The following is a 25,635-nucleotide window of genomic DNA, read 5'->3' as shown; positions in this document are numbered from 1 at the left end:
TCCCGCTGCGAGCCGCCGGACCAACGGCGGCTCCCCATACGGGAGATCGGGGGTGCACTCGTGCGCATCGGACTGCTTACGGAGGGTGGCTATCCGTATGTGGGCGGTGACGCCGGACTCTGGTGCGACCGTCTCGTGCGCGGCCTCGGGCACCACGAGTTCGACGTCTACGCGTTCAGTCGCAGCCAGGCCCAGGAGGACGCCGGCTGGGTACCGCTGCCGCCGCAGGTCGCCAGGGTGCGTACCGCGCCGCTGTGGACGGCCGAGGACGACGGGGTGGTGTACGGCAGGCGCGCACGCCGGCGATTCACCGAGCACTACGGCGAACTCGCCGCCGTGCTCAGCGCGGCGGACCCCGCGACGACCGGTGCCCCGGCCGAGGCGGACCGTTTCGCCCACGCCCTGTACGGCCTCGCCGAACTCGCCCGTGACGAGGGTGGTCTCGACGCCGCCCTCCGCTCCGAGACCGCCGTACGGATCCTGGAACGCGCCTGTCGCGCGCCCCGCGTGCTACGTGCCGCGCGGGAGGCCCGGGTACCGGACCTGCTGGCCGTGGCCGCCCGTCTGCAGCACGCCCTGCGCCCCCTCTCGCTCGACTGGTACGAGGAGAACGGGCTCGGCGCGGTCGACCTGTGTCACGCCGCCTCCGGCGGCACGGCCGCCCTGCCGGGCCTGCTCGCCGGCCACTTCTTCGACGTCCCCCTGCTGGTGACCGAGTACGGGGTACGGCTGCGCACGCACTTCCTGACCCGCCCGGAAGCCCCGCCCGCGGTCCGGTCCCTGCTCGCGGCCTTCCACGGCCGGCTCGCCGCCGAGACCTACCGGCGGGCCGCGTTCGTCACCCCGGGCAACGCCCACGCCCGTCGCTGGCAGGAACGCTGCGGTGCCGACCGGGCGAGGATCCGCACCATCCACCCCGGAATGGACGCCGCGCCCTTCGCGGAGACGGAGGAGTCCCCGGAGCGCGCGGCCCCGGACACCCTCGTGTGGACCGGCCGGGTGGAACCCGCCAAGGACCTGGTCTCCCTGCTGCACGCGTTCTCCGGCATCCGCGCCGAGGTGCCCGGGGCCCGGCTGCGGATCATCGGCGCACCGGCCGGCCCGGAGGGCGCCGCCTACCTCGAGCACTGCCGGGCGCTGGCCGCGCGGCTCCTCCCGGACGGAGCCGAGGGCGGCCCGCACTCCGACGGCACCGGTCCGGTGTCCTTCGAGGAGATCGGCGGCCCGGACCCCGCCGCCCGGGCCGAGGCGTACGCCTCGGGCGCCGTGATCGTCCTGTCGAGTGTCGTCGAGGGGTTCCCGGCCGGTCTCGTCGAGGCCATGCTCTCCGCCCGCGCGACGGTGTCCACGGACGTCGGCGCGGTGGTCGAGGTCATCGGCGGCACCGGTCTCGTCGTACCGCCCCGCGACCCGCGGGCGCTCGCGGAGGCATGCGTCGCGCTGCTGCGCGACCCCGAGCGCAGGGCGCGCTTCGGCGCCGCCGCGCGCGCCCGCGCGCTCGAACTGTTCACCGTCGAGCAGAACGTCGCCGCGTTCCACGACCTGTACCTGGAGATCGTGGCGCACAGCCCGGTCCACCGCGTCCTGCTGAACGACGCCGGTGACCCCCTGCCCTTCGCGGCCCCCGCCGAGGTCCACGTCCCCGGCGACCGGTCCGGCCCCGCCTCCCGCCCGCCGTTCCGCACCGCCCCCGCCTGGGCCACCGGTGCCCCGGCGCGGGTCGCGGACGTCCCGAGGCCGGCCGCCCCGGTACCGGCCACCCCCCTGGTCCCCGCGACGGAGGCGGCACGATGACCGGACTCGACGAACTGGACCGGGGCACGGCCCGGCCCGCCACCACCCGCCCGGGCACCGCCGACCCCGTGAAGGCGCTGCTGCACCGCCACCGTGAGCTGTGCGAACGTGCCGTGGACCCCCTGGAGATCGCGGCGGGCCTGGAGGCGCACGGCGTCACCGACCGGACCGCCGCACGCTTCCGGCACCGGGACGTCTTCTCCCTCGCGGAGGAGTTGTACGCCAGGATCCCCCGCGACCACGAGGTCCCCGGCCCCTCCGCCACCGCCGCTCCCGAGGTCCGCGCGGGCTGGATCGCCCTCACGCTGCTCCCCGGCGCCCTCGGTGTCGCGTCGGTGACCGCACTGCGCCTCACCCACGGCCAGACCCGCCTCTACGCGCTCGCCGCGGGAGTGCTCGCCATCGCCCTGGCCGCGCGCGCGGTCCTGCGCCGGGGCCCGCTCAGCACCGCCCGCCCACCCGCTCCCGGCGCGGCGATGTGGACCTGCTGGCTCATCGGCTACGCCGTCCTGGGCGACGGACTGCTGCACACCGCGATCACCGGCGGCCCCGACGGCCCGCCCACCGGCGCCGCCGACGGCGACTGGCCGCTCACCGCGGCTCCGGCCCTGGCGCTCACCCTGGCCTGCGCCCCCGGCGCCTGGGTCGCGTGCCTGTTCACCGCACGGGCCCGCCGCAGACTCGCGACCAGTCGGGGCCTCGAAGACTTCACCGCCTCCGTCCGCCCCCTGCTGTTCGGCGTCCTCACGCTGTTCCTGTGCGCCCTGGCCGTTCTCCTCCCCTTCTGCGCCACGGCCCTGGACGAACCCTTCACCCCCTTCGAAGCGCTCTCCCTGGGGGCTCTCCTCTTCCTGTCCCGCCTCCTCGCCCTCCACGGCTTCACCCGCGCCCCGAAGGTGATCCTCGCCGCCACCGCCCTGACCCAGGCGGCCGCCCTGGCCACGGTCTTCGCGGCCCGCCTCCCCGGCTGCGGCGAGCTGGCCGCGCCCGTGGAAAGCCTGGTCGACGTCTGGGGCCCCACCGCGGTCCCCACCCTCGCCTGCGGCGCGGCGGCCCTGACCCTCCTGATCCACGCGACCCGCACACTCCCCCGAGCCTCGGCGCACGCCCGGCCGCAGGCATCACTCCAAGGAGATCCCACATGATCACCCGCCCGGCGGCCCCGGCCGCCACAGGAGCCGCCCGATGAGAGTCCTGCTGATCGGAGCCAACGGGTACATCGGCCGTTTCGTCGCCGACCGTCTGCTCGCCGACCCGGCCGTCCAGCTCACCGTCCTCGGCCGCGGCGACGACGCCGACGTCCGCTTCGACCTCGCCACCGGCAGCCCCGGCGCGCTCACCCGGTTCCTCGACGCGGTCCACCCCGGCGTGGTGGTCAACTGCGCCGGCGCCACCCGAGGCGGTGCCAGGGAACTCACCCGGCACAACACCGTCGCCGTAGCCACCGTCTGTGAGGCACTGCGCCGCAGTGGCTGCGGCGCCCGCCTCGTGCAGATCGGCTGCAGCGCGGAGTACGGCCCCAGCCAGCCCGGCTCCTCCACGGCGGAGGACGCCGTCCCCCGCCCCGGCGGCCCGTACGGCGTCAGCAAGCTCGCCGCGACCGAACTGGTCCTCGGCTCCGGACTGGACGCCGTGGTGCTGCGGGTCTTCTCACCCGCCGGGCCCGGCACCCCCGCCGGCTCCCCGCTCGGCCGCCTCGCCGAGGCGATGCGCCGTGCCATGCAGTCCGGCGAGGGCGAACTGAAGCTCGGCGGCCTCGGCGCCCAGCGCGACTTCGTCGACGTCCGGGACGTGGCCCGTGCCGTGCACGCCGCCTCGCTCTCCGCCGCCCAGGGAGTCATCAACATCGGCTCGGGCCGCGCCGTCCGCCTGCGGGACGCCGCCGCGGTCCTCGCCCGCGTGGCCGGATACGGCGGGATCCTCCACGAACTCGACGGCCCGCCCGGCGCCCAGGCCACCCACGGCCACCACGGCAGCCACACCACCCACACGGGCCATGCGGGCCACACCGCCCACACCCCGCATCTCAGGCCGGGCATCGGCCACCCGCGGAGCGAGTCCGACCACCACACGGCATCGGTCGCGTACCCGTACCCGGACGGCTGTGGCAGCTGGCAGCAGGCGGACGTGCGCACCGCGCGCGACCGGCTCGGCTGGCGACCCAGGATCAACCTCGAGGAATCCCTCGCCGACATCTGGATGGAGGCGGCATGTCGTATCTGACCCCCGGGGTCGGAGCCGGTACCGGTACCAGTGCCGGTACCGGCGTCCGCACCGGCTTCGGCGTCCCCGGTCTGGCGCACCCCCTCCTCGCCCCGGCCGAGTGGAACGCGCTCACCCGCCCGGGAGACGGAAGCCCTCTGCACTGGGTCGTCCTGAACGTGGCCAATGGTCCCGGCGTACGACCCGACCCGCACTGCCTGGAGGCAGCCGGCCGACTGCGCAACGCCGGTGTCCGCATCCTGGGCCATCTCGACTCGGCATACGGTCTGAGCGGCTCCGGCGAGCTGATCTCCAAAGCCCACCGGTTCATCGACTGGTACCAGGTCGGCGGATTCCTCCTGGACCGCTGCCCCGCCGACCGCGCCGCGCTCCCCGAGGTCCGGCGGACGGTCGGCGCGCTCCGCGTGATCCGGGACGACGCCCACATCGTCCTCGGCCACGGCACCCACCCGCACCCGGGCCACGCCGAGATCGCGGACCAACTGGTCACCTTCTCCGGCCCGTGGAGCGACTACCGCTGGTCGCAGGTGGCGGAATGGACCGCCGACCATCCGCCCGAGCGGTTCTGCCACTTCGTCCACGGAGTGCCCGGACCGCACCTGGAGGAGGCGCTGCGCATCGCCCGCTGGCAGGGCGCCGCGACCATCTACTTCACCGACCGCACGGCCCGCGACGGCCTGATCGATCCCTGGGAACCGCTGCCCGGCTACTGGGACGATCTCGTCTCGTACATCGGGATGGGTGTCTCGGAATGAAAAAGGCCGTGGCAATGTTGGGGAGAGAACAACCGTAGTGATTGACCGACCAACGGAGTCCCCGTGTCGTTGCCACCCCTGGTCGAGCCGGCCCCCGAGCTCACCGTAGACGAGGTTCGCAGGTACTCCCGCCACCTGATCATCCCCGACGTGGGGATGGACGGGCAGAAGCGGCTGAAGAACGCCAAGGTGCTGTTCGTCGGCGCCGGCGGCCTGGGTTCGCCAGGACTGATGTACATGGCCGCGGCGGGCGTGGGCACGCTCGGCATCGTGGAGTTCGACGAGGTCGACGAGTCGAACCTGCAGCGGCAGGTCATCCACAGCCAGGCCGACATCGGCCGGCCGAAGGCCGAGTCCGCGCGGGACACGATCAAGGGCATCAACCCGTACGTGAACGTGGTCCTGCACGAAGAGCGGCTCGAGTCCGACAACGTGATGGGCATCTTCAGCCAGTACGACCTGATCATCGACGGCACGGACAACTTCGCGACCCGCTACCTGGTCAACGACGCGTGCGTGCTGCTGAACAAGCCCTACGTCTGGGGTTCGATCTACCGCTTCGACGGCCAGGCCTCCGTCTTCTGGTCCGAGCACGGCCCCTGCTACCGCTGCCTCTACCCGGAGCCCCCGCCCCCCGGCATGGTCCCCTCCTGCGCCGAGGGCGGCGTCCTGGGCGTGCTGTGCGCGTCCATCGGCTCCATCCAGGCCAACGAGGGCATCAAGCTCCTCGCCGGCATCGGTGAGCCGCTGGTCGGCCGCCTGATGATCTACGACGCCCTGGAGATGCAGTACCGCCAGGTCAAGGTCCGCAAGGACCCCGACTGCGCGGTCTGCGGCGAGAACCCGACCGTCACCGAACTCATCGACTACGAGGCCTTCTGCGGCGTTGTCTCCGAGGAGGCCCAGGCGGCGGCCGCCGACTCCACGATCACTCCCAAGCAGCTCAAGGAGTGGATCGACGGGGGCGAGGACATCGAGCTCATCGACGTCCGTGAGCCGAACGAGTTCGAGATCGTCTCCATCCCCGGCGCCCGGCTGATCCCGAAGAACGAGTTCCTCATGGGCAACGCCCTGGAGAGCCTGCCGCAGGACAAGAAGATCGTCTTGAACTGCAAGACGGGTGTCCGCAGCGCGGAAGTCCTCGCCGTCCTGAAGTCCGCGGGCTTCGCCGACGCCGTCCACGTCGGCGGCGGCGTGGTCGGCTGGGTCAACCAGATCGAGCCGTCGAAGCCGATCTACTGACCCCGGTCCACCACCGCGATGCCGGCCTGAGCCGGACGAGAGACCGAGGCGGGGGCCTCGCGCACCACGGGTGCGTGAGGCCCCCGCCGTCGTCATGAGCAGACCTTGCCGTCCTTCGGCACAGTGCCGTCCAGCAGATACGCGTTCACGGCGGAGTCGACGCAGTCGCTCCCACTGCCGTACGCGCCGTGCCCCTCGCCCTTCCAGGTGAGCACGATCCCCACGTCCTCGCCCAGCTCGTCCGCCATCCGCCGGGCGCCCTCGTACGGGGTGGCCGGGTCGCCGGTGTTCCCGATCACCAGGATCGGCGCCGCACCCGGCGCGCTCACCTCCGGGGTGACCTGTCGGCCCGGCACCGGCCAGTCGTGGCACCAGCCCGCCGTGTCCCAGCCGAGGAACGGCCCGAACACCGGCGAGATCCGCTCGAACTCCGGCAGCAGCTTCCTCGTCTGCGCCGCCGTCGGCCGCTGCTCGGCGTCCGAGCACGATATGACCCGCTGCGAGTGGGTCGTCGTGCCGTAGCGGCCCGAGGCGTCGCGCTCGTTGTATCCGTCGGCCAGGGCGAGGAGCTCCGAGCCGTCCCCCTCTTCCGCGGCCCGCAGGGCGCTGGTCAGCACGGGCCAGCCCTCCTTGGTGTACAGCGGGAGGACGATGCCGGTCAGTGCCAGTGTCTGGGTCAGCTTCCGGCCGGCCGAGGAGGTGGGCAGCGGCTCGGCGTCGATCCGGTCCAGCAGCTGTGCGATCTCGCGGGTCCCCTGCTCGGGGTCCCGGCCGGTGGACCTCAGGTAGTTCTCCAGCGCGCGCTGGAAACCGCGCGCCTGGTTCTTGGCGTGCCCCATCGTGTCGGCGGTCGGGTCGACGACCGCGTCGAGGTTCATCCGGCCCACCTTCTCGGGGAACAGATGGGCGTAGACCCCGCCGAGCTCGGTGCCGTACGAGATCCCGAAGTAGTTCAGCCTGTCGTCGCCGAGCGTCTGCCGGATGTGGTCCAGGTCGCGGGCGGTGTCGGCGGTCGACACGTGTGCCAGCAGCTTTCCGGCCGCCTCCTTGCAGCCCCGCCCGAAGTCCGCGGCGTCCCGGAGGTAGGCCCGCTCCTCGGCCGGGGTGTCCGGGGTGGTGTCCACCGACTCGGCCGCCTGGATCTCCTCGTCCTCCCGGCAGCGGACGCCCTCGCTGGCGGCCACTCCCCGCGGATCCCAGCTCACCAGGTCGTACCGCTCGCGCAGCTTCGAGACGTTCGGGGCGTAGGCGGGCATCATCGACACGCCGGAGCCGCCGGGACCGCCGAAGTTGAACAGCAGCGACCCGAGGCGGTCGTCCCCCGTGGCCTTCGCCCGGATCAGGGCCAGTTCGATCGTCTCGCCGTCCGGTTTCGACCAGTCGAGCGGCACCTCGAGCGTGCCGCACTGCCAGTCGTCGCCGGGCGCGGGCGCGTCGTCGGAGGCCTTGCAGCGCCCCCAGCCGAACGCCGTCCCGTCCCTCTCACCGTCGGACGAGCCGCCGCTGCACCCCGCCGCCAGGAGCGCGGCGGAGACCGCCAGAGCCGTCCACCGTGCGAAACGCGTCATGTGCCACATCCCCCCTCGCGGGCCGTCCGCACCGTGCGGCGGATGGCGGTCAGGCCATGGTAGGCAGATCCCGGATTCCCGGGGGAAGCCTGTGGACAACCCTCTGACCTGCTGCTTCGCGGGGAACAGGAGGGGACGGACCCCGCTCGGTGCAGCTGGGTGAACTACAGCGCTTCCTTGCGGGTGAGGTGGTTGAAGGCCAGCCAGCCCGGGAGCACCGGCAGCCACAGCGTCAGCAGCCGGAACAGCAGCACCGCCGGCGCGGCCACCTCGCTGGGGAGACCGATCGCGATCAGACCGACCGTCAGGGTCGCCTCGACCGCGCCCACACCTCCCGGGGTGGGAGCCGCCGACCCCAGCGCGTTGCCGGCGAGGAAGACCACCGCCACACCGGCGAGGCTGACCGACGTCGTCCCGTCGCCGAACGCCCGGACGGAGGCGTACAGGCACAGCACGAAGCAGGAGGTCAGCAGCAGCATGCCGCCGATGCCGGTGGCCAGCTTCTGCGGGCGCTGCAGCACGTCGAGCATCCGCGGCACGACACCCGCGAACAGCGACCGCACGCGCGTGACGACGAACTTCCGCAGGAACGGCACCGAGGTCATCACGAGCACCAGCACCGCCACCGTCAGCAGACCCGCGATGACCGTGCGGGACGGCGACAGCGAGGGCGTCTTCTCGGTACCGGTCAGATAGCCGAACGCCAGCAGCATCAGGATGTGACAGCCCAGCCCGAACAACTGGGACGCGCCGACACTCGCCACCGCGAGCCCCGGCCGCACCCCGGCACGCTGGAGGAACCGGGTGTTCAGCGCGACACCACCCACCGCCGCCGGGGCGACGATCTTCACGAAGGAACCGGCGACCTGCGCCGCCACCGTCCTGACGAACGGCACCCGCTCCGGTACGAACCCCAGCAGCGCCAGGGCGGCGGCGAAGTAGCTGGCCGCCGAGAACAGCACGGCCGCCACCACCCAGCCCCACTCCGCGTTGGAGACCAGCGGCCCGAACTCGATGTGGGTGAGCTGCGTCAGCAGGAAGTACCCGCCGATGGCACCCGCGATGAAACTGATCAGCGTGCGCGGGCGCACCCGCTCCAGCCGGGCCGGCTCCACCGGCGCCTGCGGCCTGATCCGCAGCACCTCGTGCCGGATCTGAGTGAGCAGGTCCTCCTCGCGCGCTTCCTCCAGCGCCTCGTCGATGGCCCGCTTCTCGGCCCGCTGCTCCGCCCGCACGGTCTTCTTGTCCGGCTTGCCGGCCGCGGTGGACCCGCCCGAAGTCCCTTCGGCCTGTTCCGTCGCGGCCTGCTCCGCGCGGAGCAGCTTGGCCTGCCGGGAGGCCTCCAGGACCGCCTCGCGCTCGCGGTGCGCCCGTTCCCGGGCGAGCCGGCGCAGGGTCCCGCGCGTGGAGCGGCTCAGCGCGATGGGCTGGAGCATCGGCAGGCAGTCCGCCACGGCGTCGGGGCCGAGCACGCTCAGCGCGGAGGCCACCGCCCGTTCGGCGCCCACCCTGAGTCCGAGGGTCACCAGCAGTTGGGAGACGTCCATGCGCAGCAGCAGATCTCCGGCGGCGATCTCCCCGGCACGCAGGTCGGTGAGGATCACCTTGCCGGAACGATCCACCAGGATCGCGTCACCGACCAGCCTGCGGTGCGCGATCCGGCGGGACTGCAACGCCTGCACCTGACGCCAGGCGCCACGCAGCAGCTCGTCGGTGATCTCCTCGTCCGGCAGCGAGTCCAGGGTGCGCCCGCCGCTGTGCTCGTAGACGAGCATCACCGCGTCGGGGCCGAGCTCGGAGGTCGCGATCAGCTTGGGCGCGTTGGCGCCGGCCGCGATGGCCGCGTACGCCAGCAGCGCCTCCTGCTCCAGCGCCTGGCGCAGGGACTGGAGGCTGCTGCGGGTGGCGAAGCCGCGCAGGGTCAGATTGCGCCACGTGCGGTAGAAGAAGCCCTGTGCCTGCTGCTCACGGTCGACCACCGTCACGTCCAGCGGCGGACCGTCCTCCAGGGTGACGAAGTAGCGGCGCCCCCGGTCCCCGGCCTCGACGGCCTCCGGCGCCTCCTGGCGGGAGGCGCTCACGGGACGGAAGCCGACGGTCCGCAGGCCCGCCATCAGGGTCTGTCCGGTGGGGCGCACATTGGGCGAGCCGACCGCGTAGAGGGTGCCGTAGGCGACGGACCAGCCGATCAGCACGGTCAGGATGATGGAGAACGGAGTCGTGTACCCGGTGACGAGCATGGAGAAGGCGTCGAGGAGCAGCACGACCCACAGCACCGCGCGCCATCTGGGTCTGCGGGACATGCCGACGGCCGTCATGTAGGCGATGACCGGAGCCAGGTAGCCGTGCACCGGATCGGTGAGGACGTGGATGTCGCCGGGGGAGGGCTGGGTCAGCGCGTCCTGGATCGAGTCGGGCGCGGCCCGCGCGACCCACAGATCGGTGGCGAGTGTCACGCCGTGCGCGAGGACGGCGGCGAGCACCCCGTCGGCGATGCGCAGCCCGTCCCGTTTGATCAGCCGTTCTATGGCGAAGGCCACCGGCACGAGGAGGATCGCGATGCTCGAGGCCAGACCGGCGAGCTTGATGAGCAGGTCGGGCGCCTGACCGGTGCCCTTGGTGATGTCCTGTTCCAGCCCCGAGGTGGTGCCGTGGGCGAAGGCGGCGACCGCCAGCAGCACCCCGACGGCGAGTACGCCGACGAGCAGCCGCATGAGATCGGACGGGCGGTGCACCCGCGCGGGGAGCAGGGGCTCGTCGCCCTCGACCTCGTCGATGCGCGCCGGATCGGTGGCGCCGACGCCGCCGCTCGCCCCTTCCGTCCTGCTCGTGCCGTCGGGAGGGCCCGGAGCGGCCTGCTCTCCCGCCGCCTCGGCGTCGGCGGCCTGCGCGTCGGCGGCCTGCGGGCCGGTGTTCCCGGTGTCCGGGCGCGACGAAGCGTCAGAGGTGCCCGCCGTGTCCCCGGGGTGCGCACCCTGCTGTTCCATCGCCTCTTCTTGCTCTCGTATCACCAGTCACCACCCGCACGATGGTGGCATGCCGTACCGCCACAAGGGGGCATCAGGGTCCACCTGCGGGGCCGCACAGTCTGCCCGAAGCGCGGTTCCCGGGCGAGGTGTGCGCACGTGCGGGTCCCCGCCACACGGTCGGCCGCGTTGTCGGTGGGGTGGTGCAGGATGGGGCGGATGAGTCAGGAGAGCCTTCCGCCCGGCACCGGCCCCGGCACCGGCCCCCGGCACGCGGACGCCCTGCCCGAGTACGCCGAGCGGGTCCTCGAGGTGGCCGAGCGGATCCCGCCGGGCCGCGTCATGACGTACGGCGACGTGGCCGAGTGGCTGGGGGAGGGCGGCCCACGCCAGGTGGGGCGCGTGATGGCCCTCTACGGCGGAGCCGTCCCGTGGTGGCGTGTCGTCCGCGCGGACGGTGTGCTGCTGCCGGGCCACGAACTGAGGGCCCTCGGCCACTACCGCGCGGAGGGCACTCCGCTCAAGGAGGCGAGCCGGGCCGCGGAAGGGCACCTGCCGCGTCTCGAGATGAGGCGCGCACGGTGGGACGGCGGCCACGGGGAGGGTCACACCAGCCAGCTTCCGGCATCGGACGCACCGCCGTGCGACCCGTGATCCGTATGGGGGAAACGGGGCACGACCGTGCCATGACGTACGTTCGTGGGGCGAGTGACACGTGTGCCGCGAGCGTCGGGAGGAAAAATGCGGAGGCCCTGCTTCCGCGCTCCCCGTCGGTCTAGCGTCACCAACACGTGCCCCTTCGACCCAGCGGCCACCGCCCGCCACACGCGGTGGAACGGCAACCAGCACACCCACCAGGACCGGCGAACCACGTGAGCTCCTCCTCCTCCACCAACGGCCTGTCGCACCCCCAGGTGCGGCGGGGGGCTCGTGGCACTCATCGACTGGTCCGTACCCCGCCGGCTCGCAAGGCTCCCCCCGGACTGGACGCCGCACAGCGCTCCGTGGTTGACCACGAGGCCGGACCGATGCTCGTTCTCGCAGGTCCGGGCACCGGGAAAACGACCACGCTCGTCGAGTCCGTGGCCGCGCGCATCGCCCGTGGCGGCGATGCCGAACGCATCCTCGTGCTGACGTTCAGCCGCAGGGCGGCCGTCGAGCTGCGCGACCGCATGGCCCTGCGGACAGGAGCCGCACGCGCCCCGCAGGCGACCACGTTCCACTCGTTCTGCTACGCCCTGATCCGTGCCCACCAGGACAGCGACCTCTTCGTGGAACCGCTGCGCCTGCTCTCGGGCCCAGAGCAGGACGTCACCGTCCGTGAGCTGCTGGCCGGCCAGACGGACCTCGAACGCCTCGGTCTGGCCCACGTGCGCTGGCCGGACGAACTGCGGGCCTGCCTGACCACCCGCGGCTTCGCCGACGAGGTCCGCGCGGTGCTCGCCCGCAGCCGTGAGCTGGGCCTCGGCCCCGGGGCCCTGGACGCCTTCGCCCGCCGCATCGGACGCCCCGACTGGCGTGCCGCCTCCGCCTTCCTCGCCGAGTACCTCGACGTCCTCGACCTGCAGGGCGTGCTCGACTACGCCGAACTGGTCCACCGCGCGGTGCTCCTCGCCCGCCGCCCCGAGATCGCCCGGCAGCTCGCCGCGCGGTACGACGCGGTGTACGTCGACGAGTACCAGGACACCGACCCGGCCCAGGTACGCCTGCTGCACGCGCTGGCCGGCGGCGGCCGCACCCTGGTCGCGTTCGGCGACCCGGACCAGTCGATCTACGCCTTCCGGGGCGCTGACGTGAACGGCATCCTGGACTTCCCCGAGGCGTTCCCCCGCGCGGACGGCCGCCCGGCCCCGGTCGAGGTGCTGCGGGTCTCGCGCCGCTCCGGCGCGGCCCTGCTGGCCGCCACCCGCCTGGTCACCCGGCGCATGCCGTTGACCCGCCTTCCCGCCGAGAAGGTCCGCGCCCACCGGGAACTCACGCCGGCCCGGGACGGCGGCCGGGCCGAGGTCTACACGTACCCGACACCCGGTACGGAGCTGGACAACATCGCCGACATCCTGCGCAGGGCCCACCTGGAGGACGGCGTCGCCTGGAGCGAGATGGCCGTCCTGGTGCGGGCAGGCTCCCGCACCCTCCCCGTCGTCCGCCGCGCCCTCACCTCGGCCGGCGTCCCGGTGGACGTCGACGGGGACGAGCTCCCCCTGCGCCACGAACCGGCGGTGACCCCGCTGCTGACGGCCCTGAGGGCGGTGGCGACGGCGGAGGCGGCCGACGGCCCGGGCCGAGAGCGGAGACGGAGCCCGGAGCCGGGACAGGAACAGGAACAGGAACAGGGACAGGAACAGGGACAGGAACAGGGACAGGAACAGGAACAGCCGCAGGACCCGGACCGGAAAGAGTCCCGCTGGCTCGACACCGAAACCGCCCTCACCCTGCTGACCTCCCCCCTCGCCGGCATGGACGCCGCGGACCTGCGTCGCCTCGGTCGGGCCCTGCGCGAGGAGGAGCGGGCCGCGGGCAACCCCCTGCCGCCGCCCTCGGACGAACTCCTCGCCCGCGCGCTGGCCGAACCCGAGCGGCTGGTCGTGCACGACCCCACGTACGCGCGAGGAGCCCAGCGGCTCGGCGCGCTGCTGCGCACGGCACGCGAACGCCTGGCCGGCGGCGGCACCGCCGAGGAGGCGCTGTGGGACCTGTGGGACGGCACCCCGTGGCCCGCACGCCTGGAACGCGCCGCCCGCCGGGGCGGCGCCGCCGGACGCCACGCCGACCGGGACCTCGACGCGGTGTGCGCCCTGTTCGCGACCGCCGCCCGCGCCGAGGAACGCACCGGCGGCCGGGGCGCCCTGAACTTCCTGGAGGAGATCGACGCCGAGGACATCGCCGCCGACACCCTCACCCGACGCGCCGTACGCCCCGAGGCCGTACGCCTGATGACCGCGCACCGCGCCAAGGGCCTGGAGTGGCGGCTGGTCGTCGTGGCCGGCGTCCAGGAAGGCCTCTGGCCCGACCTGCGCCGCCGCGGCTCCCTGCTGGAGGCCGACCGCATCGGCCGCGACGGACTCGCCGAACCGCTCACCCCCGGCGCGCTCCTCGCCGAGGAGCGCCGGCTGTTCTACGTGGCGGCCACCCGCGCGCGCGAACGCCTCGTCGTGACGGCCGTGAAAACCCCTGCCGACGACGGCGACCAGCCCTCCCGCTTCCTGACCGAACTCGGCGTCGAGCCCAAGGACGTCACCGGCCGCCCGCGCCGCCCGCTGTCCGTCGCCGCGCTCGTCGCCGAACTGCGCGCCACCACGGTCGACCCGCGCGTCTCCGACACCCTCAGGGAGGCCGCCGCCCACCGGCTCGCCCGGCTCGCCGCCCTCGCCGACGAGGACGGGCGCCCCCTGGTGCCGTCCGCCCACCCCTACCGCTGGTGGGGCATGTACGAACCCACCCGGAGCAAGGTGCCGCTGCGCAGCCGCGACCAGCCCGTGGTGCTCTCCGGCAGCGCCCTCGACCAGCTCGCCAACACCTGCGCCCTGCAGTGGTTCCTCGGCCGGGAGGTGAAGGCCGACGCTCCCGCGACCGCCGCCCAGGGCTTCGGCAACGTGGTGCACGTCCTCGCCGACGAGGTGGCCTCCGGGCACACCCCGGCCGACCTCGCCGTCCTCATGGAACGCCTCGACTCCGTGTGGAACGCGCTCGCCTTCGACGCACCGTGGAAGTCGCAGCAGGAGAAGCAGAACGCGCGCGCGGCACTCGAACGCTTCCTGCAGTGGCACGTCATGGACCGCGCCGGACGCACCCCGGTGGCCAGCGAGCACGACTTCGACGTGAGCCTCGATGCCGGCGACTACGAGGTCCGCATCCGCGGCCAGATGGACCGGGTCGAGACCGACGGCGAGGGCCGTGCCTACGTCGTCGACTTCAAGACCGGAAAACAGGCCCCCAGCTCCGCCGAGGTGGCCCGCCACCCCCAGCTCGCCGTCTACCAGCTCGCCGTCCGGGAGGGTGCCGTCGACGGGGTGTTCGACGGCAGACGCCCCGAAACGGGGGGCGCCGAGCTGGTCCAGCTGCGCCAGGGCGCCGCCAAACGGGACGGCGGGGAGACCCTGCCCAAGGTGCAGGCCCAGCAGCCGCTGGAGGGGGAGTGGGTCGGCGACCTGCTCGCCACGGCCGCCGGCAAGGTCCTCGACGAACGCTTCACCCCGAGCACCGGCCGGCACTGCGACCACTGCGCCTTCCATGCCTCGTGCAGCGCCCGGCCCGAGGGGCGGCACGTGGTCGAGTGACGGGTCTCACGCACCGTGCCGCCCGCACCGGCCCGCGGTTCCCGCTCCCGGAGCGCCGTCCGGCCCCCGGTGTCAGCGATCACCGTTAGCCTCTGCGATGTGCCCGCACCTCTCACCGACCCCGATCAGCTCAAGGAACTCCTCGGCATCCCCTTCACGCCGGAGCAGACGGCCTGCATCGTCGCACCGCCCGCCCCCCAGGTGATCGTGGCCGGAGCCGGCTCGGGCAAGACGACGGTGATGGCGGCGCGCGTGGTGTGGCTGGTCGGCACCGGCCAGGTCGCCCCGGAGCAGGTGCTCGGCCTCACCTTCACCAACAAGGCCGCCGGCGAACTCGCCGAACGCGTCCGCAAGGCACTGGTCAAGGCCGGCGTCACCGATCCCGATCCCCTCGACCCGGACAACCCGCCGGGCGAACCGGTGATCTCCACCTACCACGCCTTCGCGGGCCGCCTCCTGACCGACCACGGGCTGCGCCTCGGCCTCGAACCGACCTCCCGCCTCCTCGCCGACGCGACCCGCTACCAGCTCGCCGCACGGGTGCTGCGCGAGGCCCCCGGCCCCTACCCGGCACTGACCCGCTCCTTCCCCGACCTGGTCGGCGACCTCCTCACCCTCGACGGCGAACTCTCCGAACACCTCGTACGGCCCGAGGACCTGCGCGACCACGACACCGAACTGCTGCACACCTTGGAGAACACCAGACTCACCAACGCCGACCTGCGCAAAGTCCCCGAGGCGGCCGCCGCCCGGCGCGAACTGGCCGACCTCGTCCTGCGCTACCGGGCCGCCAAACGCGAACGCGACCTGCTCGACTTCGGCGACCAGATCGCCCTCTCGGCGCGGCTCGCCCGGATCCCCGAGGTGGGCCGCGTCCTGCGCGACGAGTTCCGCGTGGTCCTCCTCGACGAGTACCAGGACACCTCGGTCGCCCAGCGCGTCCTGCTGGCCGGCCTGTTCGGCGGCGGCACCGGCCACCCGGTGACCGCCGTCGGCGACCCCTGCCAGGCGATCTACGGCTGGCGCGGCGCCTCCGTCGCCAACCTCGACGACTTCCCCGAACACTTCGCCCGCGCCGACGGCGGCCCCGCCACCCGCCAGTCGCTCAGCGAGAACCGCCGCAGCGGCGGCCGCCTGCTGGACCTCGCCAACGGCCTCGCCGAACCCCTGCGGGCCATGCACGCCGGAGTGGAAGCCCTCCGCCCGGCCCCGGGAGCCGAACGCGACGGCACCGTCCGCTGCGCCCTGCTGAGCACCCACGCCGAGGAACTCGACTGGATCGCCGACTCCATCGCCCACCTCGTACGCACCGGGAAGGCACCCGGCGAGATCGCCGTCCTGTGCCGCACGGCCACCGACTTCGCCGAGATCCAGGGCGCCCTCGTCGCCCGGGACGTCCCCGTGGAGGTCGTCGGCCTGTCCGGGCTGCTGCACCTGCCCGAGATCGCCGACCTGGTCGCCGTCTGCGAGGTCCTCCAGGACCCCGGGGCCAACGCCTCCCTGGTCCGCCTGCTCACCGGCCCGCGATGGCGCATCGGCCCCCGCGACCTGGCCCTGCTCGGCCGCCGCGCGCGACTGCTCGTGACCCACGCGCGTGTGGACGGCGAGGACGACCCCGACCGCCGCCTCGCCGCAGCCGTCGAAGGCGTCGACCCGGCCGAGGTGATCTCACTCGCCGACGCCCTCGACACGTTCCTGGAGACGCCCCTGGACGGGCCGGGCGACGACGGACTGCCCTTCTCACCGGACGCGCGCGTCCGGTTCGCCCGGCTGGCCACCGAGCTGCGCGACCTGCGCCGCTCCCTGGCCGACCCGCTGATGGACGTCCTGCACCGCGTCCTCGCCGTCACCGGCCTGGAGATCGAACTGTCGGCGTCCCCGCACGCCCTCGCCGCCCGCCGCCGCGAGACCCTGTCCAACTTCCTCGACGTCGCCGCCTCCTTCGCCGCCGGGGACGGCGAGGCGACCCTGCTCGCCTTCCTCGGCTTCCTGCGCACCGCCGCCCAGTACGAGAAGGGCCTCGACAACGCGCTGCCGGGCGGCGAGAACACCGTCAAGGTCCTCACCGCCCACAAGTCCAAGGGCCTGGAGTGGGACGTCGTGGCCGTCCCCGGACTGGTCACCGGCACGTTCCCCAGCGGCCAGGGCCGCGAGAAGTGGACCGCACAGGGCAAGGTGCTGCCCCACGGGCTGCGCGGCGACGCCGACACCCTGCCCGACGTCGATTCCTGGGACTCCAGGAGCCTGAAGGCATTCCACGACGCCATGAAGGAACACCAGCACACCGAGGAGCTCCGCCTCGGCTACGTCACCTTCACCCGCCCCCGCTCGCTGCTGCTCGGCTCGGGCCACTGGTGGGGCCCCTCGCAGAAGAAACCGCGCGGGCCGTCCGCCTTCCTGCAGGCCCTCCACGACCACTGCGCCGCCGGACACGGCGAGATCGAGGCCTGGGCGGACGAGCCCGCCGAGGACGAGGAGAACCCCGCCCTGCGCCGGGCCACCCAGGACCAGGCATGGCCCCTCCCGCTGGACGAGGACGCCCTCGCCCGCCGCCGCGCCGCCGCCGAGACCGTCCTGGCCCACCTGGAAAGCCTCGCCGCCGACCCGGACGGCCACCCCACGGCCGTACACGCTCCCGACACGTACGCCGACCCGGACTGGCCCCCGCCACCGGACGACGAGCACCTCCCGCCCGAGGAGGACGACCTCTTCGCGGGCGACGACTCCGGCGACTGGGACTCCTGGACCACCGACCGCCCCACCACCGACGGCGGTCCCGACGGCGGCCGGCCCGACGACGGCCGGCCCGTCGCCCCGCTCCGGATCCCGCACCAGGCGCCCCCTCCGGAGCCCGCCGCACCCCGGCTCACCCCCGAGGAAGCCCGCACCGTCGCCTCCTGGGACCGCGACCTCGACGCCCTCACCGGCGAACTGCTGCGCGCCCGCGACAGCGTCACCGAGGTCCCGCTGCCCGCGTCGCTGACCACCTCCCAGCTGCTGCGCCTGGCCGCCGACCCGGACGGCTTCGCCCGGGAACTGGCCCGCCCCATGCCCCGGCCGCCGCAGCCCGCCGCGCGCCGCGGCACCCGCTTCCACGCCTGGGTCGAGACCCGCTTCGAAGAACTGACGCTGCCCATGCTCGAACCCGACGAGCTTCCCGGCAGCGAGGCCGAGATCGCCGACGAACACGACCTCGCGGCCCTCAAGGACGCCTTCGAACGCACCGAGTACGCCCGCCGCACGCCCTACCGCGTGGAGGCCCCCTTCCAGCTGGCGATCGCCGGCCGCGTCGTACGCGGCCGCATCGACGCCGTCTACCGGCAGGACGCCGGAGAGGAGGGCGCCGGAGGGGAGGGAGGCGCCGGCGACGGGACGACGTACGAGATCGTCGACTGGAAGACCCACCGCCACCGCACCGCCGACCCCCTCCAGCTCGCCGTCTACCGGATCGCCTGGGCCGAGCAGCAGGGCGTTCCCCCGGAATCGGTCACCGCCGCCTTCCTGTACGTACGCACCGGCGAGGTCGTACGCCCCGACACGCTGCCGGACCGCGAGGCGCTGGAGCGGCTGCTGCTGGAGGAACCGTCCGGTGAGATACCGCACTCCGAGGACACCTCCGCGGGCCGATAGGCTCGAGACCATGAGCCAGCCCGTTGACAGTGCCGTCAGCGCCGTCCGTACGTACATCGAGCGGCACCGCGCCGCCTTCCTCGCCGACCTCGTGGAGTGGCTGCGCATCCCCTCGGTGTCGGCCCAACCCGACCACGCACCCGACGTGCGCCGCAGCGCCGACTGGCTCGCCGCCGAACTCACCGGGACCGGCTTCCCGACCGTCGAGGTCTGGCCCACCCCGGGCGCCCCCGCCGTCTACGCCGAATGGCCCTCGGACGACCCCGGGGCACCCACCGTGCTGGTCTACGGCCACCACGACGTGCAGCCCGCTGCCCGCGAGGACGGCTGGCACAGCGAGCCCTTCGAACCCGTCGTACGGGACAACCGCCTCTACGCGCGCGGAGCGGCCGACGACAAGGGCCAGGTGTTCCTCCACACCCTCGGGGTGCGGGCCCACCTCGCCACCACCGGCCGCACCACCCCCGCCGTGCACCTGAAGCTGCTGATCGAGGGCGAGGAGGAATCCGGCTCACCCCACTTCCGGGCACTCGTCGAGCAGCACGCCGACCGGCTCGCCGCCGACGCGGTGATCGTCTCCGACACCGGCATGTGGTCCGCGGACACCCCCACCGTGTGCACCGGCATGCGCGGCCTCGCCGAGTGCGAGATCCGGCTGCACGGCCCGGACCAGGACATCCACTCCGGTTCCTTCGGCGGCGCGGTGCCCAACCCGGCCACCGCCGTCGCCCGCCTGGTCGCCGCCCTGCACGACGAACACGCGCGCGTGGCGATCCCCGGCTTCTACGACGGAGTCGTCGAACTCACCGACCGTGAACGCGAGCTCTTCGCCGAGCTCCCCTTCGACGAACGGGAGTGGCTGCGCACCGCCAAGTCGCACGGCACCCACGGCGAGAGCGGCTTCAGCACCCTGGAACGCATCTGGGCCCGCCCCACCGCCGAGGTCAACGGCATCGGCGGCGGCTACCAGGGCCCCGGCAGCAAGACGATCATCCCCTCCTCGGCCATGGTCAAACTCTCCTTCCGGCTGGTCGCCGGCCAGGACCCCGACCACATCGAGAAAGCCGTCCGCGACTGGACGGCGGGACAGATCCCCGAGGGCATCCGTTGCGAGATCACCTTCCGCCCCGCCACCCGCCCGTGCCTGACCCCGCTCGACCACCCCGCCCTCGAGTCCGTGGCCCGCGCCATGGGGCGCGCCTTCGGCAAACCCGTCCGCTTCACCCGCGAAGGCGGCTCGGGGCCGGCCGCCGACCTCCAGGACGTCCTCGGCGCACCGGTGCTCTTCCTCGGCATCTCCATCCCGTCCGACGGATGGCACGCCCCCGACGAGAAGGTCGAACTGGACCTCCTCCTCAAGGGCGTCGAGACCACCGCACACCTCTGGGGCGACCTCGCCGAGCACTGGCGGCCCGTGCCCTGAACGCCCTGGGGCCGCCCGGCCCCCGACCGCCCGCGACGGGGCACACTGGAAACACCCCCGCCGCCGGGCGTGCCGCCGGACCCGGTCGCCTCCCGCCGTACGTCCCGCCGAACCAACCGCCGACCCAATCCGTTTCACCGGGGGAGTTGGAAGCACCCGTGACCACCAGGACCGACCACATCGCCGACCGCCCCGTCTCGCTCACCGCACCGAGCGGCATCAACCGCGCCGCCCACCACCGGCTCGACGAAGCGTGGCTCGCGGCTGCCTGGAGCCACCCCTCGACGCGCTGCTTCGTGGTCTCCGGCGGCCAGGTCCTCATCGACGAGACGGCGGACGGCCGCACCGAACTCGTCATGACCCCCTCCTTCGAGGCGCCGCTCACCGAGGCACACCGCTACTTCCTCGGCACCGACGAGGACGGCGTCAGCTACTTCGCCCTCCAGAAGGACTCCCTGCCCGGCCGCATGGACGACTCCGCCCGTCCGGCCGGACTGCGCGAGGCGGGCCTGTTCCTGTCCTCCCGCGACGTGGGCCTGATGGTGCACGCGGTCGCCCTGGAGAACTGGCAGCGCCTGCACCGCTTCTGCTCCCGCTGCGGCGAGCGCACCGTCATCGCCGCGGCCGGCCACATCCGCCGCTGCCCCGCCTGCGGCGCCGAGCACTATCCGCGCACCGACCCCGCCGTGATCATGTCCGTCGTCGACCGGCACGACCGCATCCTGCTCGGCCGCCAGGTCCACTGGCCCGAGGGCCGCTTCTCGACACTCGCCGGATTCGTCGAGCCGGGCGAGGCCATCGAGCAGTCGGTGCGCCGCGAGGTCCAGGAGGAGGTCGGCATCAGCGTCGGCGATGTCGAGTACGTCGCCAGCCAGCCCTGGCCGTTCCCCTCCAGCCTCATGCTGGGCTTCGTCGCCCGCGCCACCTCGACCGACATCACCGTCGACGGCGACGAGATCCACGAGGCCCGCTGGTTCTCCCGGGAGGAACTGCGCGCCGCCTTCGAGTCCGGCGAGGTGCTCCCGCCCTACGGCATCTCGATCGCCGCCCGCCTGATCGAACGCTGGTACGGCGAGCCCCTCCCGACCCGCAGCGCCTTCTGACGCACGGAAGCGGGGCGGGCGCCCCTCGACCGGGGACACCCACCCCGCTTCCGGCGAACGGCCCGCTCAGCCGCCGATCTTCTGCTTCACCTGCGCCGACGACGGATCGGTGAGCGTCGAACCGTCCGGGACCGGTACTGAACAGGAGGAGTGGGCGAAGTTGTCGGAAGCCGTCACCTCGGTCAAGTACAAGAAGCAGAAAGGCTCCATTTCGCCGACGGTGGGCGTGACGTTCTGCCTGCTGTGCGGGAGTCCGCTGTACTTCGTCAAAGGCAACCCCTCCAAGGGGCAACGAGAGTGGTACCGCTGCCACGGCAACAAGAGCAAGGGCATCGACATCATCCGACGCCGTCCACTTCACAGACGGCAGGTTTCCCACATGGTCCGGCAGTGCTGCCATCGAGCGGGTGCGTTCCTTGCCGACGTGGCCGGGGCTTCAAAGTCGAGCGGTGCGGAGGCGTCCGCGGGCTCGGTGGGGCGGTGACGTGGGTTGATGCCTTCAGGTGCCGTGTACCGTTCGATCGTGCTGCCGTACTCGAACAGGCCGTCCGCCGAGGCCATTCTCGCCGCAGTCCCCACTCTCGCTCCCTACGCCCGGCCCGCAACCGTCCTTCATCCGGTGCCAGGGACACCGGGGCAGCAGAACAGCTCCATCGCTGGGCCGATGCTCTGGCCGGCACACGAGCCATGGCCACACTGTTCTGTGCCGGACGAACAGGCGTCCTCCGGGCTGCCGCCCGTGGCCATGGTCCCGGTGGTGCAGGTTTTGCGGCAGGACGCACCGGGAGACTGGTGGCCGCAGGATGCCGATGTGTTCCAACTGCTGTGGTGCCCGAACCCGCACTGGGATCCGCCGGCTCCGCACGCGGACGGAAGTCCGGTCGTGGAGATTCGCTGGCGGCGGGCGGCCGATTTGCCACAGGAGTCTTTCCTGCCCCCCGCGCCTGTGCGGCAGGAAGAAGAGGACTACGGCTTCTCGCCCCGGCCGTGCCTGCTGACCCCCGTGCCGCTGACGGATTTTCCCTACCCGGAGGAACTGCCGGACGATGTCGCGGCTGACGTGAAACGGCTGGTGGAGGAGACCTCTGGCGAAGACGGAGGCGACGTCATCACACGCGTGGCGGGATGCAAGTTCGGCGGCTGGCCCACCTGGCACCTCACCGAACCGTGGGAGTTCCGCTGCCGTAAGTGCGACACCCCCATGAGACTCCTGTTCACTGTGGCCAGCGACCACACCACACGTATCACCGTGGGCAGGTGGGGAGACCTCCGGGTGTTCAGCTGCCCCAGGGACATCCGGCACGGCTATGAGTTCGACGTGCACTGATCGACGACGCGACGACACGCGACACAGAACGGGGGAGTTGCAGATTCACCGGCTCTGCCATCGCCCTGTGCGTGTTGTCGCACGAACAGGTGCGCCCCCGCCGGTCATGTCGACCGGAGGGGGCGCTGAGCCTGGAAGGTTCAGACGCCGAGCGCCTGCTTCACCTGGGCAAGGCTCGGGTTCGTCATCACGACCTCGGAGCCACCGTTGGAGGGAACTACCTGGACGGTCGGAACCGTCTGGTTTCCGCCGTTCGCCTTCTCCACGAAGGCGGCGGATTCCGGGTCCTGCTCGATGTTGATCTCGGTGTACGCGATGCCCTCGCGGTCCATCTGGCCCTTCAGACGGCGGCAGTAACCGCACCACGTGGTGCTGTACATCGTCACAGTGCCCGGCATGTCTCTTGTGCTCCTTCGGCTGTTCGGGGAAGTCCTCGATGTGGGGGAACGTACTTGAAAGCGCAGGCATTCCCCTGCGGCGGGGTCCACCCCGCGTCCCCCGGCCCTCCTGGTGCGCCCCTGTCGTATCAGTACGACCGCGAGGTGCTGCCTGTGGACAACCCGACTCACCCGTCTCGGGCGACCTGGCAGCATGGCGGTGTGACAGCAGCAACGCCACCCTCTCTCTTCCCGCGGGTACCGGACTCGGCCGACGCGGTGCTCGACGGGCTCGACCCCGAGCAGCGCGAGGTGGCCACCGCCCTGCACGGTCCGGTGTGTGTGCTGGCGGGCGCCGGTACCGGCAAGACCAGGGCGATCACCCACCGGATCGCCTACGGGGTGCGCGCCGGCATACTCCAGCCCTCCAGCGTGCTCGCCGTCACCTTCACCAACCGCGCCGCCGGGGAGATGCGTGGTCGGCTGCGCCAGCTCGGCGCCGCCGGGGTGCAGGCCCGCACCTTCCACTCGGCGGCGCTCCGCCAGCTCCAGTACTTCTGGCCGAAAGCGGTCGGTGGTTCCCTGCCCCGGCTGGTCGACCGGAAGATCCAGCTCGTCGCCGACGCGGCCGCGGCCTGCCGCATCCGTCTCGACCGGGGCGAGCTGCGGGACGTCACGGCCGAGATCGAGTGGTCCAAGGTCACCCAGACCGTCCCCGCCGACTACCCGCCCGCCGCGGCCAAGGCCGCGCGTGAAGCGCCCCGCGACCCCGCCGAGATCGCGCAGCTCTACGCCGCCTACGAGGATCTCAAGCGGGAGCGCGGAGTCATCGACTTCGAGGACGTGCTGCTGCTCACCGTGGCCGTCCTGCAGGACCGGCGGGACATCGCCGAACAGGTCCGCGCCCAGTACCAGCACTTCGTCGTCGACGAGTACCAGGACGTCAGCCCGCTCCAGCAGCGGCTGCTGGAGCTCTGGCTCGGAGACCGGGAGAACCTGTGCGTGGTGGGTGACGCCAGCCAGACGATCTACTCGTTCACGGGCGCAACGCCCGACCATCTGCTCGACTTCCGCACCCGGCATCCCGGTGCCACCGTCGTGAAGCTGGTCCGTGACTACCGGTCCACCCCCCAGGTCGTCCGCCTCGCCAACGGTCTGCTCGCCCAGGCGCGTGGCCGTGCCGCCGACCACCGGCTGGAACTGGTCTCCCAGCGCGGTCCGGGCCCCGAGCCGGTCTTCACCGAGTACCCCGACGAGCCCGCTGAGGCCGAGGGGACCGCACGCCGGATCCGCGAACTGATCGACGCGGGTGTCCGGGCCAGTGAAATCGCCGTGCTGTTCCGCACGAACTCCCAGTCCGAGACCTACGAACAGGCCCTCGCGGACGCCTCGGTGCCGTACCAGCTGCGGGGTGCCGAGCGTTTCTTCGACCGCCCGGAGGTGCGCAAGGCGGGTGTCGCCCTGCGTGGGGCGGCCCGTTTCGGCGGTAACGACAGTCTCCTCGAGGATGCCGTCGACCTGCCCTCCCAGGTGCGTGCCGTGCTGTCCGGCCAGGGCTGGACGGCCCAGCCGCCGACGGGCTCGGGTGCGGTGCGGGAGCGCTGGGAGTCGTTGGCCGCTCTGGTGAACCTCGCCCAGGACTTCGCCGCCGCGAGACCGGGCGCCACTCTCGCCGATCTCGTCGCCGAGCTCGACGAGCGGGCCGGTGCCCAGCACGCCCCGACGGTGGAGGGCGTCACGCTCGCCTCGCTGCACTCGGCCAAGGGTCTGGAGTGGGACGTCGTCTTCCTGGTCGGTGTCGCCGAGGGGATGATGCCGATCACCTACGCAAAGACCGACGAGCAGATCGAGGAGGAGCGTCGGCTCCTCTATGTCGGTGTCACCCGGGCGCGTGAGCGTCTCCATGTCTCCTGGGCGCTCTCCCGTTCGCCCGGCGGGCGGGCGAGCCGCAGGGCGAGCCGCTTCCTCGACGGGTTGCGTTCCGGCTCGGCGGTCGCGGTCGGCCGGGGCGGTGCGGGGGGAGGGGGAGGTGTGGAGCGTGGTGTGTCCGGGGCGGCCGTTTCCCGCTTCGCGGCGTCGGCTCCCCGACGCGGGCAGCGCAGTCCTGCCCGGTGCCGGGTCTGCGGCCGCACCCTGACGGACGCGGGCGAGATGAAGCTGATGCGTTGTGAGGACTGCCCCTCGGACATGGACGAGGGGCTCTACGAGCGGCTGTACGACTGGCGTGGTGAGCAGGCGCGGCGCAGCGGGCAGCCGGCCTTCTGCGTCTTCACGGACAAGACGCTGATGGCCATCGCCGAGGCGGTCCCCGAGGACGCGGCGGGGCTCGCCCGCATCCCCGGGGTGGGGATGCGCAAGCTGGGACGCTACGGAGCCGACGTACTGGCCATATGCGCAGGCGGGGACGGGGCGCATGGCAAGGATCAAGACTGATTCCAACTCGTCGAGAAAATAGTTTGCGCATGCCCGGGGAAGCCCCATAGGTTCTTAGGCACGGGAACGGCGGCCTTCTCACAGGCCCTGGATCCGTGTTGTACTTGCATATTCGCCGGACCGGTAGACCCGGTCCCCTGATACGCCGAGAGGAGGCGAGTCCTGTGATCAGCATCAACACCAGCTCCGTCGTCAAAACGACCGATCGCTCGGCCGTCTCCCTGTGCATGCTCGGCGCCTCGCATCAGGGCACTGGTCTGTCCGGCATCCCCGCCGCACGTCCGGCGTCCTTTGTCGCTCCCGCGGGTCTTTCCCTCCGTGAGCGCAATGAGCGACCGATCAAGGCACTGGAAGCGGTAGAGGCACAGGCGCAGGCCTATGTCTTTGCGGCGGCCGGTGCCGGATTCCGGAAGCAGACGACGCAGCAGTACCTGATGTGGGCCTTCCGTGGGCCAGAACCCTGGAGTCATCCAGCCTGATGCGATCAGGCCGGCGCCTTCAGGGCCGCGGAACCCCA

General features: G+C 72.6%; 16 protein-coding genes and 1 pseudogene. 14 read left to right on the top strand and 3 right to left on the bottom strand.

The window, feature by feature from the left end:
* Positions 1-60 precede the first annotated feature (60 nt).
* From ACWEQO_RS10105 to moeZ, 5 genes are all read left to right on the top strand, one after another.
* On the top strand, positions 61-1,794 hold the full coding sequence (locus ACWEQO_RS10105) for a DUF3492 domain-containing protein (RefSeq protein ID WP_452981003.1): 1,734 nt from the start codon (positions 61-63) through the stop codon (positions 1,792-1,794).
* On the top strand, positions 1,791-2,939 hold the full coding sequence (locus tag ACWEQO_RS10100) for a hypothetical protein (protein ID WP_361459090.1): 1,149 nt from the start codon (positions 1,791-1,793) through the stop codon (positions 2,937-2,939). Before ACWEQO_RS10105 ends, ACWEQO_RS10100 begins: the two co-directional genes overlap by 4 nt.
* Positions 2,940-2,979: 40 nt before the next feature.
* Complete coding sequence (locus ACWEQO_RS10095; protein ID WP_452981000.1) at positions 2,980-4,017, top strand: NAD-dependent epimerase/dehydratase family protein; 1,038 nt, start codon at positions 2,980-2,982, stop codon at positions 4,015-4,017.
* Entirely contained in the window at positions 4,005-4,772 is a 768-nt protein-coding gene (locus ACWEQO_RS10090; protein ID WP_452980997.1) for a spherulation-specific family 4 protein, read from the top strand. Before ACWEQO_RS10095 ends, ACWEQO_RS10090 begins: the two co-directional genes overlap by 13 nt.
* Positions 4,773-4,835: 63 nt before the next feature.
* Entirely contained in the window at positions 4,836-6,014 is a 1,179-nt protein-coding gene (moeZ, locus tag ACWEQO_RS10085; protein ID WP_361459096.1) for an adenylyltransferase/sulfurtransferase MoeZ, read from the top strand.
* Positions 6,015-6,106: 92 nt separating this feature from the next.
* On the opposite strand, the gene ACWEQO_RS10080 is transcribed toward moeZ, so the two are convergent.
* On the bottom strand, positions 6,107-7,582 hold the full coding sequence (locus tag ACWEQO_RS10080) for an alpha/beta hydrolase (RefSeq protein WP_452980993.1): 1,476 nt from the start codon (positions 7,580-7,582) through the stop codon (positions 6,107-6,109).
* A gap of 164 nt (positions 7,583-7,746) precedes the next feature.
* A complete protein-coding gene (locus ACWEQO_RS10075; protein WP_452980990.1) occupies positions 7,747-10,569 on the bottom strand; it encodes a lysylphosphatidylglycerol synthase domain-containing protein in 2,823 nt (940 codons plus the stop codon).
* A 198-nt stretch (positions 10,570-10,767) separates the two neighbouring features.
* Between ACWEQO_RS10075 and ACWEQO_RS10070 the strand changes: the two genes are divergently transcribed.
* The 7 genes from ACWEQO_RS10070 to ACWEQO_RS10040 all read left to right on the top strand — a co-directional run bounded on the left by ACWEQO_RS10070 (position 10,768) and on the right by ACWEQO_RS10040 (position 22,308).
* Positions 10,768-11,202: an MGMT family protein gene (locus tag ACWEQO_RS10070; RefSeq protein WP_361459102.1), complete on the top strand. Its 435-nt coding sequence runs from the start codon at positions 10,768-10,770 to the stop codon at positions 11,200-11,202.
* A gap of 218 nt (positions 11,203-11,420) precedes the next feature.
* Positions 11,421-14,825: an ATP-dependent helicase gene (locus ACWEQO_RS10065; RefSeq protein WP_452980986.1), complete on the top strand. Its 3,405-nt coding sequence runs from the start codon at positions 11,421-11,423 to the stop codon at positions 14,823-14,825.
* A 99-nt stretch (positions 14,826-14,924) separates the two neighbouring features.
* Positions 14,925-18,455, top strand: coding sequence for a UvrD-helicase domain-containing protein (locus ACWEQO_RS10060; RefSeq protein ID WP_452980983.1), 3,531 nt, complete (start codon positions 14,925-14,927; stop codon positions 18,453-18,455).
* A 10-nt stretch (positions 18,456-18,465) separates the two neighbouring features.
* Positions 18,466-19,878 carry a dipeptidase gene (locus tag ACWEQO_RS10055; RefSeq protein WP_452980980.1) on the top strand — a complete coding sequence of 471 codons (1,413 nt, stop codon included), beginning with the start codon at positions 18,466-18,468 and terminating at the stop codon, positions 19,876-19,878.
* 158 nt (positions 19,879-20,036) lie between these two features.
* Positions 20,037-20,981 (top strand): NAD(+) diphosphatase, encoded by a 945-nt coding sequence (gene nudC, locus ACWEQO_RS10050; RefSeq protein ID WP_452980977.1) that lies wholly within the window; start codon positions 20,037-20,039, stop codon positions 20,979-20,981.
* A 109-nt stretch (positions 20,982-21,090) separates the two neighbouring features.
* A complete protein-coding gene (locus tag ACWEQO_RS10045) occupies positions 21,091-21,465 on the top strand; it encodes a hypothetical protein (protein ID WP_452980974.1) in 375 nt (124 codons plus the stop codon).
* Between the two features lie 219 nt (positions 21,466-21,684).
* Positions 21,685-22,308: a hypothetical protein gene (locus tag ACWEQO_RS10040; RefSeq protein WP_452980971.1), complete on the top strand. Its 624-nt coding sequence runs from the start codon at positions 21,685-21,687 to the stop codon at positions 22,306-22,308.
* A gap of 140 nt (positions 22,309-22,448) precedes the next feature.
* Here ACWEQO_RS10040 and ACWEQO_RS10035 read toward each other — a convergent pair whose 3' ends face one another.
* Positions 22,449-22,706, bottom strand: a complete 258-nt coding sequence (locus tag ACWEQO_RS10035) for a mycoredoxin (RefSeq protein WP_361459116.1) — start codon at positions 22,704-22,706, stop codon at positions 22,449-22,451.
* Positions 22,707-22,780: 74 nt separating this feature from the next.
* Between ACWEQO_RS10035 and ACWEQO_RS10030 the strand changes: the two are divergent.
* A pseudogene (locus tag ACWEQO_RS10030) lies at positions 22,781-25,118 on the top strand (ATP-dependent DNA helicase UvrD2).
* A gap of 164 nt (positions 25,119-25,282) precedes the next feature.
* The gene (locus ACWEQO_RS10025; protein ID WP_361459120.1) at positions 25,283-25,597 is read left to right on the top strand and encodes a hypothetical protein; all 315 of its coding nucleotides are present in this window, start codon (positions 25,283-25,285) and stop codon (positions 25,595-25,597) included.
* Positions 25,598-25,635: the final 38 nt, after the last annotated feature.

The organism is Streptomyces sp. NPDC004051, from assembly GCF_053604275.1.
Note: the sequence above shows the minus strand (reverse complement) of the source record. Positions and strands in the feature narration are given on the sequence as shown.